At 63.3% G+C, this 13435-nt stretch carries 9 protein-coding genes; 5 read left to right on the top strand and 4 right to left on the bottom strand.

The window, feature by feature from the left end; genetic code table 11:
* Positions 1 to 102: 102 nt before the first annotated feature.
* Entirely contained in the window at positions 103 to 612 is a 510-nt protein-coding gene (locus ABGT79_RS01665) for a 4Fe-4S dicluster domain-containing protein (RefSeq protein WP_346664716.1), read from the bottom strand.
* Positions 609 to 2870: a molybdopterin-dependent oxidoreductase gene (locus ABGT79_RS01660; protein ID WP_346664715.1), complete on the bottom strand. Its 2262-nt coding sequence runs from the start codon at positions 2868 to 2870 to the stop codon at positions 609 to 611. Before ABGT79_RS01660 ends, ABGT79_RS01665 begins: the two co-directional genes overlap by 4 nt.
* Before the next feature lie 766 nt (positions 2871 to 3636).
* Between ABGT79_RS01660 and ABGT79_RS01655 the strand changes: the two genes are divergently transcribed.
* The 5 genes from ABGT79_RS01655 (at position 3637) to mrdA (ending at position 9163) form a co-directional block, all read left to right on the top strand.
* Entirely contained in the window at positions 3637 to 4581 is a 945-nt protein-coding gene (locus ABGT79_RS01655; protein WP_346664714.1) for a TIGR01212 family radical SAM protein, read from the top strand.
* 291 nt (positions 4582 to 4872) lie between these two features.
* Positions 4873 to 5913 carry a rod shape-determining protein gene (locus tag ABGT79_RS01650; protein ID WP_294446731.1) on the top strand — a complete coding sequence of 347 codons (1041 nt, stop codon included), beginning with the start codon at positions 4873 to 4875 and terminating at the stop codon, positions 5911 to 5913.
* Positions 5914 to 5977: 64 nt separating this feature from the next.
* Positions 5978 to 6901: a rod shape-determining protein MreC gene (gene mreC / locus ABGT79_RS01645; RefSeq protein ID WP_346664713.1), complete on the top strand. Its 924-nt coding sequence runs from the start codon at positions 5978 to 5980 to the stop codon at positions 6899 to 6901.
* Positions 6898 to 7374 carry a hypothetical protein gene (locus ABGT79_RS01640; protein WP_346664712.1) on the top strand — a complete coding sequence of 159 codons (477 nt, stop codon included), beginning with the start codon at positions 6898 to 6900 and terminating at the stop codon, positions 7372 to 7374. The genes mreC and ABGT79_RS01640 overlap by 4 nt, the downstream gene beginning before the upstream one ends.
* Positions 7349 to 9163 (top strand): penicillin-binding protein 2, encoded by a 1815-nt coding sequence (mrdA, locus tag ABGT79_RS01635; RefSeq protein WP_294488183.1) that lies wholly within the window; start codon positions 7349 to 7351, stop codon positions 9161 to 9163. The genes ABGT79_RS01640 and mrdA overlap by 26 nt, the downstream gene beginning before the upstream one ends.
* A gap of 692 nt (positions 9164 to 9855) precedes the next feature.
* Here the strand turns inward: mrdA and ABGT79_RS01630 are convergent.
* Positions 9856 to 11061, bottom strand: a complete 1206-nt coding sequence (locus tag ABGT79_RS01630) for an MFS transporter (protein WP_346664711.1) — start codon at positions 11059 to 11061, stop codon at positions 9856 to 9858.
* Positions 11062 to 11216: 155 nt separating this feature from the next.
* A complete protein-coding gene (gene typA, locus ABGT79_RS01625) occupies positions 11217 to 13052 on the bottom strand; it encodes a translational GTPase TypA (RefSeq protein WP_346664710.1) in 1836 nt (611 codons plus the stop codon).
* Between the last annotated feature and the right edge of the window lie 383 nt (positions 13053 to 13435).

The following is a 13435-nucleotide window of genomic DNA, read 5'->3' as shown; positions in this document are numbered from 1 at the left end:
GGCCCGTCGTGCAAGTTCCGCAACCTGTGCAGACTTTCCTGCGCAAACGGGTGATGGCGGACGCCGGGGCGTTTTCGTCCATCACATTTTTCCTCAGACGTTCTACCATTCCTCACGGCTGCGGAGCAGGGCGAGCATACCGGCTTCGCAGGAGCTTTTTTGTTCGGGGGTGAGGGCGGTGAAGGTGAGGGCGCGGGTAGGGCACGAAGCCACGCAGGGGGGAGACTCGGTTTCGGGGTTGAAGAGGCCGTTGCAGAGGTCGCATTTGATCATGGGGCTGCGCGGAGCGGCGAACGAGGGCACGTGGAAGGGGCAGGCTCTGAGGCAGGCGCGGCAGCCGATGCAGGCGTGTTCGTCCACGGTGACGAGGCCGTTTTCCTGTTTGCGAATGGCGCCTGCGGGGCAGGCTTCGAGGCAGGCGGGCGTGTTGCAGTGCAGGCAGGCCACGGAAGCGTGACGCAGGCGGGGCATGGTTTCTTCTTTGGTCCACAGGGTATCCAGGCGTCGGCGGCAGGCGTTCTGCGGAGTGTCGCGCCAGGTTTTGCAGGCAACCACGCAGCCGTGACAGGCAATGCAGCGTTCCGGGTCGAAGGTGATGGCGTATTCCTTCATGAGGCATCCTTTTCGGCGGGGCAGACGCGCGCGACGTTTACGAGAGTCTGACTGCCCATGGCGGTGATGAGGGGATCGGCGCTTTTTTCCATGTCCGGGGAGTAGAGCAGGTTCACGTTGGCGCCGCCGTCGAGCAGGGGCAGGTCGGGCAGGCCGAGTTCGGCGCATCCCTGCCACCAGCCGTGCAGCAGCATGACCGTGTCTTCGCGGATGCCGGGGTAGTACATGGCCTTCACAAGAAGAAAGCCGTGGGGAGAGGTGACGCGCACGGTGTCGCCGTCGGCAATGCCGAGGGCCCGGGCCCTGTTCGGATGGATGTGCAGACAAGGTTCCTTTTCCACCTCGCGCAGCAGGGGAACGTTGCGCTGCCAGCCTGCGGAAAAGCTCCGCGAGGTGTGATAGTCGGAAAGCACGAAGGGGTAATCCTTGAGGAGTTCCGGTGTGCCGGTCACGCTTTCCACGGGTTCTCTCCAGCCGGGCAAGGGCGCAAAGCCCGCCTCTTCAAAGCTGGTATTGTAGAGCGCCGCCTTGCCCTGAGGCAGGAAGGGACTTTTGTCGAGGCGCGAGCTGGGCGTGGAGAAGACTTTTGCGTAGTTTTCGTAGGTACGCCGACCGGCGGGCGGATAAATGATGCCCGTGCGGTGGGAACGCAGCTCGTCCATGGTCATGCCGAGCGGTTCGAGCTGCCAGTCCATGCAGGCGTTGATGTCGCCGTTCCAGAATTCGTCGCCGTAGCCGAGGGCGGTGCCGATGTCGAGAATGATCTGCTGCATGGAGCGGCCTTCGCCCACGGGATCAGCCGCCCGGCTGCGCGCCATGATGAAGGGGCCGCGCACCTCGAAGGGATGATCGATTTCATAGGGCGTGAGCGCGGGCAGCACGATGTCGGCCCAGGGCATGTCTGCGGTGCGGTGGGTGTCGATGACGACATAGAAATCCAGCTTTTCCAGCGCCCTGATGACGCCTCGCGGATTGCGGGTGCTCACCGTGGGCTGCGAGCCGGGCGCAATGATGGCGTGAATGGTCGGATGCTCGGAAACAACGTCGGCAAAAAGGCGCGGATACGCGGCCGAAGTGCCTTCGCGGAACGGCTGAAACGCGCGGGGAAATTCCGGTCCCACGATTTTTTCCAGCCATTCCGGGGTGTACCTGTCCCTCATCTGAACGCTGCGCGGCGCGGGCATGGTGGAGCCCGGCCCGGCAAACAGATTGCCGCCCGGCCTGTCGAGATGTCCGGTAACGGCCATGAGCATGGCTATGGCGCGGATGGCGTCGCTGGCGGAAGGGGCGTGTTCGAGACCGTTGCCCACATCGATGGTGGCCCGGGGCGTGGTGGCGTAGGTGCGGGCCATTTCCTCAATGATCGCAGCCGGTACGCCGCAGATGCCTTCGGCCCACGCCGGACTGAACTGACGCACGTGTTCGGCAAGCCTGTCGTAGCCGAAGCACCATTGATCAACGAAATTTTTGTCGATGAGCCCCTCGCCCGTGACGACGTGGAGCATGGCAAGGGCGAGAGCGGCATCGGTGCCGGGGCGCACGGGAATCCAGTCGGTGGCGAAACTGCCGTCGGCTTCGATGGAGGGCTTGATGGCGTAAATGCGCGCGCCGCGAAGCCGGGCTTCCACGAGCGCTTCGGCCGTGCCCAGCGGCGGCCCGGAATACACCGGCTGCCTGCCCCAGATGAGAATCACGTCGGCATTCCTGTAGTCCGGCGAGGGCCGCGCCCCTATCGTGTGGCAGAAGCCGAAATGAAGCTGCATGGCGCAAATGCCGCTGTGTCCGTAGTTGGGACTGCCGTGCGCCACGAGCAGACGATACAGATATTCGCTGTAGTCGCGCCGCGCCGGAGAAAGCACCGCCAGCGATTCCGGCCCGAACGCCGCCTTCTGCGCCTTCAGCGTGTCCGCCACAATGCCGAGCGCTTCATCCCAGCCTATGGGCTCGAAGCGGCCTTCGCCCTTTTTGCCCGTGCGCCGCAGAGGCGTGGTGATCCTGTCCGGAGAATAGACCCACTGCGCCGCCGCATGAGCCTTGCAGCACAGCCCGCCTCTGTTGTGCGGCGCTTCCTTCATGCCCGCTACCCGAAGCAGACGCCCGTCGCGCTCAAACGCGTACACCGCACAGTTCCCCCGCGGCCCGCACATGCCGCACCACGTGGGCACTGCCCGTTCCCCGCGCCGCGCCGCCAGCGCCTCCGCCTCCTCCAGCGTGAACGCTCCGCTCCTGTCCCATGCGTCGGTAACCTTGTGAGGCATGCTCCCTCCCTTGCTGTGATCTTCAAACATAGGCGGCCGACTGCCCGAATGTCAAATAAGTCAAAGGCAGGAAAGGCATGCGGGGGAAATAATTCCCCCCGCGCCCCCCTGTTTCCGCCGACGGCTGCGCCGTTCGGCGGGTGGGAGTGCGGATGCAGGACGAGTTGCCAAATCCGGGCGGGCGTTTGGAAAGGCAGGAACTACGGATGCCAGAGTGCTTGGCAGTCGCTGTTCTGGCTGCGAGCTCAGTGCAGGTGTGTCCTTTCGGACCCACCTGCGGTGGCCGACTCCTGTCCGGTCTGCGCCGGACAGTCGTGTCAAAGGAAGGGATTTCCAGATTTTTTTTGGGGGGGAGGGGGAGATTGGCCGAGACCGGGGAAACGCCAGTCGGTACTGATGGGGAAAGCGATGGTGCGAGAGCCTGGGCCGCAAGTAGTGCCAAAGGAAAGGATTTTCAGAAGTTAAAGAAAAAGGCGGAAGTCTCAATACATGCGCTTGAAACAACAATGTTCGGATGAGGACGTCGCCGGGGGGCAGCTCGCTGAAAGAGTGCCTTCCGGTCTGCACTCACTCCCGTTCGTCCTCTGCTTCGGGCATAATTTTCCCGTTCACTCTGTCCTGCTGAAGCAGCTTTAGCTGCGAAGCAGAATCAGGGGGGTGCGGGGGGAATTATTTCCCCCGCCTGCCTTTCCTCTCTTCCTGCCTTTTTGCTTTTCCAGTTGCGGGGGGAGGGGTTTTGCGGCAGTAGAGGGGGAGGGGGTGCGAGATGAGTCGGCAGCTGCGGTATCGGAGTTTGGACGGGCATTTACGGGGCGAGTTTGGGGAGAAGGTGCAGAAGATCACGCTGGATGCCGGGTCGGGGTGTCCGAACCGGGACGGAACGCTGAGCGTGGGCGGATGCACGTTCTGCAATGCGGAGGGTTCCGGGCCGGGCGTGGGGCTGGGGAGCTTTCGGGAGCAGTGGGAGCGCTGGCGGTCGCGGTATGCGGCCATGCCCAGAATGAAGAGCACGCGTTTGTTTCTGGGGTATGTGCAGTCGTTTACCAACACGTACGGGCCGGCGGCTCGGCTGTCGGCCATGCTGAAGGAGCTGGAAGCGCTGCCCGGGCTTGTCGGGGCGTGCATCGGCACGCGCCCCGACTGTCTGGATGAAGAGAAAATGCGGCTGATGGCGTCGGCGCCGTGGCGGGAATTCTGGCTGGACGTGGGCGTGCAGACGTGCAGCGACGTCACGCTTCGGCGCGTGAATCGCGGGCACACGGCGCAGGATTCGGAAAGGGCGCTCCGGCTGGCGGCGCGATTTGGCGTGAAGACGTGCGCGCATCTGATGGCGGGGCTTCCGGGCGAGGACGGCGAGGACTTTTTGAAGTCGGCGCGCTGGCTTTCGGGCCTGCCCGCGGACGGGGTGAAGCTGCACAATCTGTACGTGCCGAAGGGCGCGGCCGTGGAACGGGCGTGGAAGAGCGGAGAGCTGCGCCTGCTCGATCAGGAGGAATACGCGCTTTTGGCGGCGCGGGCGCTCACGCTGCTGCCGTCGAACGTCGTGATTCACAGGCTCTGCGCGGATCCTGCGCCCGGCGAGCTTGTCGCTCCCGCCTGGGCGGCGGACAAGCGCCGCACCCTCGACATGATCGACGCCGTGCTGGCGTATAACGACTGGTGGCAGGGCAAGGACTGCGACGCGCCGGAGCGGAATCCCTTCCTCGACTGAGCGTTTTCCCGAGGCAGAGCGTGCTTTCCGACGACCGGGGGAAAGCGCCCGGCGTCCCTCCGTTTTCCCTCATCCCCCTCGGCGGAACGAGGTTTGACGGAGAAATGTCGCGTTCACCCATTAAAAATATTGACAAGAGCGCAAATACGATGGAAAGCTGTCTGGTTCCGAAAGGCGTTCCGCGCCACTCGGAGGACGGCGGGCCGGACGGTCGCGTACTATTGACAGCGCGCCTTTTCTGTGCCTAGAACCTCCCATTCCATACTCCATACGTCCTTGCGAGAAATCCCCATGGCCAAGATTTTTGATATGATACTCGGTATTTTCTCCAACGACCTCGCGATTGACCTCGGCACCGCAAATACCTGCGTGTACGTCAAGGGCAAGGGCATTGTGCTCCGCGAGCCGTCGGTGGTGGCGGTCAAGAAAGACAACCGCGGCAACAATCAGGTGCTCGCCGTCGGTTCCGAAGCCAAGCGCATGCTCGGTCGCGCTCCCGGCAACATTCGCGCCATCCGCCCCATGAAGGACGGCGTCATTGCCGACTTCGAGGTGACGGAAGCCATGCTGCGGTATTTTATTTCCAAGGTTCACAATCAGCGTCGTCTCGTGCGTCCGCGCATCATGATCTGCGTGCCCACCGGCATCACTCAGGTGGAAAAGCGCGCGGTCAAGGAATCCGCGCTCAGCGCCGGCGCGCGTGAAGTCTTCCTCATCGAGGAGCCCATGGCCGCGGCCATCGGCGCCAATCTCCCCATTCAGGAACCCACCGCCAACATGGTGGTCGACATCGGCGGCGGCACCACGGAAGTTGCGGTCATTTCCCTTTCGGGCATCGTGTATTCCCGTTCCGTGCGCGTGGGCGGCGACAAGATGGATGAAGCCATTCTCCGCCACGTCAAGCGCAAGTACAACATGCTCATCGGCGAATCCACCGCCGAAGAAATCAAGATTCAGATCGCCTCCGCCTATCCCATGGAAGAGGAAAAGGAAATCGAGGTCAAGGGTCGCGATCTCGTCACGGGCATCCCGCAGACCATCATCATCACCTCGGAAGAAGTGCGCAAGGCCATCGCCGAGCAGGTGGACGCCATTGTGCAGGCCGTGCGTCAGGCCCTCGAACAGACCCCGCCCGAACTCGCCGCCGACGTCGTGGAACGCGGCATCGTGCTCACCGGCGGCGGCGCTCTGCTGCGCGGTCTGGATCAGCTTCTGCGCGAAGACACCTCGCTGCCCATCTTCAGCGTGGACGATCCCCTCGCCACCGTGGTCATGGGCACGGGCATCGCGCTCGACAACATGCGCACCATGCGCGAGGTGTGCATAGACTAGCTCTTGATCCCTCCCCTGCCGACCGGGGGAGGGATTTCATGCCCAACGCAGGAGTCGCCCCGCCTTGCTGCCCCGACGCATCATTCTTCTCATCATCTGCACGCTGCTGCTTTTTCTGGGCATCTACACCTGGAACCAGCGCACCGGACAGTGGGACAGGCTGTGCGCCGCCGTGGGACTCGAATTCACCGGGGGCATCATGCGCGGCCTCGACAGCATTGAGGATTCCCTCTCCGACGTGTGGAACAGCTACGTCGATCTGCGCGACGTGCGCCGTCAGAACGACGAGCTGCGCGAACGGCTCCGCATTCTCGAACAGCGCCTCGCCGGAACCCGCGAGGAACGCGCCGAACTCGAACGTCTGCGTCGGCTCATGCATCTTGAGTATCCGGCGTCGTGGCCTGCGCGCGCAAGCCGCGTGCTGGCCTGGCGCATGGGCCCCAATGCGGCGCTTTCCACCATCATGCTTTCGAGCGGCTACATGAGCGGAGCCGCGCCGGGCACGCCGGTCACGTCCTGGGCGGGCGTGGTGGGCCGCGTGCTCAAGGCGGGCCCCAGCACCTCCGTGGCGCTGCTTCTCACCGATACCGGCTCGCGCGTGGCGGTCATCACGTCCGAGGGGCGCGTGCAGGGCATACTTTCGGGCGGCGGCCCCGGACTGCCTCTCGAACTTCGTTTCGTGCGGCAGAACGCTCCCGTGCGCGTGGGCGAGCTGCTGGTCACCTCCGGCGTGGATTCCTGCTATCCCAAGGGCATTCCCGTGGCCCGCGTGACGGCCATATCCACGGGCGGGGCGTCGCGTTCCGGGGCGTCGGTGCTCGAAATTCAGGCCGAACCTCTCGTGGATTTCCACAGTCTTGAGGAAGTGTTTCTGCTTCAGCGGCCTGCCGATTCCATCACGCCCGAGAGCGACGCCGTCTATACCCGCCGCACGCCGGTGCTGGAAAAGCCCGAGGAACCGGCTCCCGAAGCGGGAGGCGCTCAATGAGCTGGGCGAGCGCCGGCTGGTGGCTCTGCTATGCGTTCATAGGCGTTGCGCTTCAGGCCCTGCTGCCCGGTCTTGATTTCCTGCTGCCGGGCTTCATTCTGGCGCTTCAGGAGCGGAATTTTCCGCAGGTTCTGGCCGTGGGCGCGTTTTTCGTGCTGCTTCAGGAAGGCATGGGAAGCATGGCTTTCGGCGGCACGCTTTTGTGGTACGCGCTGGCGGCCATCGTGTTTCATGTGGGCTGCGGCCTGCTTCAGGGCACGGGCTTTTTGTTTGTGGCGCTGTTCGGCATACTGCTTTCCTGCGCGCATTATCTGATTTTCGCCACGCTTTCCGCGCTTCAGGACATCCCGTGGAATCCCTCGCTGCTTCTGGACGAATGCCTGTTTCAGGCGCTGTTCACGCCGTGGGTGTGGTGGGTGGCCGCGGCGCTGCGCCGCAAGGTGATCCATGAAGATAGAAACCGGCAACGATGAATATCAGCCGCCGAAAAGCGGACTTCTGCTTCTCCAGTGCTGCATAGTGCTGCTGTTTGCGCTGTTCTGCGCGCGCTTCTGGTATCTGCAGATACACCGCGGCGCGGATTACGTGCGCATGGCGCAGGAAAACCGCCTGCGCGACGAACGTATTTTTGCGCCGCGCGGCGAAATTTATGATGCGTCGGGCGAGCTGGTGGCGGAAAACCGCACGGCGTACGGACTGGCGCTTGTGCGGGAATACTGTCCGGACATTTCGGCGGCGCTTGCGCAGGTGAGCGCCTGGACCGGCGTGCCGCTCGATCGTCTTCACGCGCGCTATGAGCAGGATCGCAGCAAGGGCCGCAGTTTTGACCCCATCCTGCTGCTCACCGACATGCCTTTCGAGCAGGTGGCGCCCATTGAGGCCGAACTTTACAAGTGGCCCGGTCTGCGCGTGGTGACGCATTCTCGGCGCTACTACCCGGAAGGGGAGGCGTTTTCGCACATTCTGGGCTACGTGGCCGAAGCCAGCGAAAAGGAACTCGCCGAAGATCCCGACCTCTCGCTCGGCGACATGGTGGGGCGTCAGGGCCTCGAAAGCGTGCTGGAACGGCGTCTGCGCGGACAAAAAGGTTTGTACCGGCTGGAAGTGGACGTGCTCGGCAGGCCGCTGAGCCGTACGCTCATCGAATCGCCGCACATGGGGCAGAACGTGACGTTGTCCATCGACTCGCGGCTTCAGCACGCGGTCATGGAGGCGATGGGCGACTATTCGGGCAGCGTGGTGGTCATGGATCCCGATTCCGGCAAGCTGCTCGCGCTGGTGACGCGTCCTGCCTACGACAACAATATCTTCATCGGCGGGCTTTCGGCGCGCGACTGGAACGCTCTGCGCAGCGATCCGCGTTTTCCGCTCCAGAACCGTGCCATCCAGAGCGCCTATCCTGCGGGATCGGTGTGGAAGCTCATGATGGTGGGCATGCTGCTTGAGCACGGCGTGTCTCCGCAGGAAAAGGTGTTCTGTCCCGGACAGTTCACCCTCGGCAATCATACGTTCCGCTGCTGGCGGCGCGGCGGGCACGGAGCCGTGGACATGGAGCATTCGCTCATCTATTCCTGCGACGTGTATTTCTACAGCATGGCGGTGAAGCTGGGCATCAACAACATGGAAGCCTTTGCCCGCGCCTGCGGCTACGGCCGCGAAACCGGCATAGATCTGCCCTACGAGACCACGGGCCTTGTGCCTTCCCGCGACTGGAAGAAGCGCCGCTTCGGCGAAGCCTGGCAGCAGGGCGATACGGTGAACGCGTCCATCGGGCAGGGCCATGTGCTCGTGACCCCGCTCCAGACCGCCGTGTTTCTTTCGTCCATCATCAACGGCGGCTATCTTCTCAAGCCCCAGCTCATTGCCGACGCTCCCCGCGAGGTCACGGGCAAGACGCCCATCTCCGACGCTCACCGCGAATGGATCAAAAAAGCCATGGTGCAGACCGTGGAAGCCCCGGGCGCGACCGCCAAGGTGCTGAAAAGAAAGGATATGACCATAGGCGGCAAAACGGGTACCGCGCAGGTGGTCAAAATCAAGATGCAGGGCGACCGCCGTGTGAAGACCGCGGAAATGGAATTCCGCCAGCGCGACCACGCCTGGATAGGCTCCTGGGGCGAAAAGGACGGCAAACGCGTCGTCGTCGTCACCATGATCGAACACGGCGGCGGCGGCGGCGCCGTGGCAGGCCCCGTCACCAAGGCCGTTTACAACATCCTCTTCCCCCCGGAACCCGACGCCAAACCCGCTAAACGCAAGTAGCAGGAAAGGCAGGAAGAGAGGAAAGGCAGAAAAGGCATGCGGGGGAAATAATTCCCCCCGCGCCCCCCTGATTCTGCCTCCCGGCTTCGCCGGTTCGGCAGGACAGGGTGAACGGGAAGATTATGGCCGAGGCCAGGGGCGAGGGGTAGAGTGGAGGCCGGAAGGCGTTTTTTTCAACGCTCGGGGGCCCCGGGCGTCGTCAGGAGCCCGGCCGACGGGCATAAGTAGGCGGGATTCACTCCCGCCGTGAAACGCAATGCCCGTCGTGCAAGTGATGCAGGCCGTACAGCGTGTCTTGCGCAAACGGGGCTGCGTGTTCGTCGGAGCTTTGCAAAGTTAGAAATAATTCCCCCCGCGCCCCCCTGATTCTGCCTCCCGGCTTCGCCGGTTCGGCAGGACAGGGTGAACGGTATGCGCTGAGCAAGGGCGAAGGGGGGGAGGCATGCCGGAAGGCCGTCTCTCAACGCTCGGGGGCCCCGGGCGACGTCAGGAGCCCGGCCGACGGGCATAAGTAGGCGGGATTCACTCCCGCCGTTAAACGCAATGCCCGTCGTGCAAGTGATGCAGGCCGTACAGCGTGTCTTGCGCAAACGGGGCTGCGTGTTCGTCGAAGGTCTGAAAGGTCGGAAATAGTTATTCAGGGCGTTGTATCCGGAGCCGGAGGGCCACGGCGTTGCTCATTCCGTGCGGAATCAGGTATGGTGCAGATCGCCGTGCTGATGTTCCATGCGGTCGGCATAGGCGAAGGAGAGGGGCGCGACTGCGGTGACGAGCAGCGAGGTGATGAGTCCCGCGCCGAACACGCCGGTGAAGCCGCCGTACTGATAGCAGAGGCCGAAGAGGATGGGGGCGAAGGTCTGTCCCAGCCGGAACATGGTGGAGTACGCGGACATGATGGATCCGCGGGTATCGGGCGTGGCGGTGAGGGAAACGTGTCCGGCGCAGCAGGAATTGAGCGTGCCGGTGCCGAGTCCCACGAAAAAGAGGGCGGGCACGGCTTCGACGAGGCCGGAGCCGAAGAGCAGGAGCAGCATGGAGAGGCACAGTTCGAGGCCGCCGACAAGGCCTATCGTGCGGGCGGCAAGATGCCTCATGCCCCACTGGGTGGACATGGCGCCCACGAACATGCCCACGGCGTACAGGGAGAAGAGCACCCCCGCAAGATCGGGAGAAAGGTGGTAGCTCTTGTCCACGAGCAGGGAAAGATGCGGATACACGGCCCCGAAAATGACCAGCGCCGAACCAATGCGCACGGAAAACAGGGAAAGCACGCGGCCCGAGGTGAGCAGCGTGAGCAGATGGCTGCCGTACTCCCTGAAGCTGACGCCTTTGGAGGGCGACTGCGGAACTCCGATGGGCAGACTGACGATAAGCGCCGCAGCGCCGAGAATGACGGCGAAGAGAAAACCTGTGCGCCAGGTGCCGAAACTGAGTATCCAGGTAACGATGATGGGTGTGATGGCAATGCTGAAATACTGCATGGCCGTGGCCTTGGTGACGAAGCGCATGCGGTCCTCGCCCTGAAAGAGATCGCTCACGAGGGTATTGCACATGGCTTCGAGCGGGGTGATGGAGAGGCCCTGAAGCGCGCGGCCCACGAGCAGCCAGCCGAAGTTTGGGGCGGCCCAGCAGAGCAGGGAACCCGCCACGCAGATGATGAGTCCGGCAAGCAGCATGGGGCGACGACCTATGCGGTCGCTGAGCACGCCGTAAAGCGGAATAACGCATACTCCGGGCAGGGCGAACATGGAAATGACCATGCCCATTTCAATGGGGCTGAGCGCAAAGTCGCGCATGATGAAAGGCAGGCTCGGCACGGCCACGGGATTGCCTATGGCGCATATGAACGCGAGCAGGTAGATGAGAAAGATGAGCGAACGGCGACCGGATGTTTTCATAACGACTCCTCGAGAGCGGAGCAAAGTTCCGGTTGAGGTGAGGCCCGGTTCGTCGGCGGCGCGTTCTGAGCGGAGTCGGAAGTCGCAGGGGGGGGGCTGCTCGAGCCTGCAAAAAAGGCCCTGCGGACAGAAGCCGAGGGCCTTTCAGGAATCAGTTACACGCGTTTGCGGCCGCCGCCCATGCGGTAGCGTTCGGCGCAGGAGAGCACGGCCTTGCGCAGACGCAGGGAATGAGGCGTCACTTCGAGCACTTCGTCTTCGCGCATGAAGTTGAGGCACTGTTCGAGGGACATGGGGCGCACGGGGGTGAGGATGATGTTTTCATCGTGGCCGGCGGCGCGGAGGTTGGTGAGCTTCTTTTCCTTGGTGACGTTGACGTCGATGTCGTTGTCGCGGCTGTGTTCGCCCACAACCATGCCTTCGTACACCGGATCGCCGGGCACGACGAAGAGTCTGCCGCGGGGTTCGAGGTTGAAGAGGGCATAGGCCACGGCGTTGCCGGGACGGTCGGCGATGAGGGAACCGGTCATGCGGGTGAGGAAGTCGCCGCGATAGGGTTCGTAGCCGCTGAAGTCGGAGTTGAGAATGCCGGTGCCCTTGGTGTCGGTGAGGAATTCGTCGCGGTATCCGATGAGTCCGCGGGCGGGCACGGAGAAGGTGAGGCGCACGCGGCCGGTGCCGTTGTTGATGCAGTTGGTCATGCGGCCCTTGCGGAAGTTCAGCTTTTCGGTGACCACGCCCATGTAGATTTCGTCGCAGTCGATGGAGACTTCTTCGATGGGTTCGTACTTCTGGCCGTCGATTTCCTTGAAGATGACTTCGGGGCGGCCCACGGTGAGCTCGAATCCTTCGCGGCGCATGGTTTCCACGATGATGGCCATCTGGAATTCGCCGCGGCCCTTCACGAGGAAGGCGTCGCGATCTTCGGTGTCTTCCACGCGGATGGACACGTTGCGCAGGGCTTCGCGATCGAGGCGTTCACGGATTTTACGGGCCTGCACGAGCTTGCCGTCGCGGCCGGCGAGGGGCGAGGTGTTGATGCCGAAGCGCATGGACACGGTGGGGTCGTCCACCTTGATGCGGGGCAGCGGAGAAGGATCGGCGGCGGTGCAGATGGTGTCGCCGATGGTCACATCTTCGATGCCCGCCATGACCACGATGTCGCCGGCATCGACTTCATCCACATCGACGAGGCTTTTGCCCTTGTACACCTGGAAGCGCGTGGCGCGCAGCGGACGGGGAGTGCCGTTTTCGCCGATGCACACGAGGGCGTCCTTGGTGTGGGCGTGGCCGTTGCGGATGCGGCCCACGGCCAGACGGCCCAGATAGTCGGAATAGTCGAGGTCGGCCACCAGCATGTGGAAGGGCATTTCGGGATCGTACGTGGGAGCGGGAATGTACTTGAGAATGGCGTCGAACAGGGGCGAAAGATCCTTGCGCTCGTCGTTCAGGCTGTTCATGGCCACGGCGTCGCGGCCGATGGCGTAGAGCACGGGGAATTCGAGCTGACTTTCGTTGGCGTCGAGGTCGATGAAGAGGTCATAGACTTCGTTGAGCACTTCGGCGGGACGGGCGTCCTTTCTGTCGATCTTGTTGAGCACCACGATCACGGGCAGAGAGAGACCGAGGGCCTTGCGCAGCACGAAGCGGGTCTGGGGAAGGGGACCTTCCGCAGCGTCCACGAGGAGGATCACGCCGTCAACCATGGAGAGGGCGCGTTCGACTTCGCCGCCGAAGTCGGCGTGGCCGGGGGTGTCGAGGATGTTGATGCGAACGCCTTTCCAGCCCACGGCGCAGTTTTTGGCGGAAATGGTGATGCCGCGTTCACGTTCGAGTTCCATGCTGTCCATGAGGCGGTCGTCGACCACCTGATCGGCGCGGAACATGCCGCTCTGCTTGAAGAGACCGTCCACCAGGGTGGTCTTGCCGTGGTCGACGTGGGCAATGATGGCGATATTGCGGAGAGATTCGTTACGGGCGAGAGAACTCACGTTCGCATTCCTTCTTTGACTTGGTTTGAAAAAAGTTGCCTTCGCGCGGACTGCGCCGACTCCTCCGAACGCCGACCCGCGCGCACGCGCAGCCCGACGCCGAAACCCTGCCGGGCGGCGGCGGAAAACCTGCCCGGAGCCGCTCCCTTCTCGAAGCCGCCCCGGACGGATGATGTACTCTTTGAAACAGCGAAGTATAAAGAAAGGAAGCAGAGATTGCAACCCTCCCTCACACCTGCCCCGCCGGGCGGAAATGCATCCGGAAAGGCAGGATTGAGAGGAAGAGTGACAAGCCGGAGCCCTCGGGGCGCTGCCCCGGGCCCGCCGGGGGAGATAATCCCCCCCGGTCCCCCCCTGATTCCGCCGACGGCTGCGCCCTCGGC

The organism is uncultured Mailhella sp. (genome assembly GCF_963931295.1).
In the GTDB taxonomy this organism is placed as follows: Bacteria; Desulfobacterota; Desulfovibrionia; order Desulfovibrionales; family Desulfovibrionaceae; genus Mailhella.
Note: the sequence above shows the minus strand (reverse complement) of the source record. Positions and strands in the feature narration are given on the sequence as shown.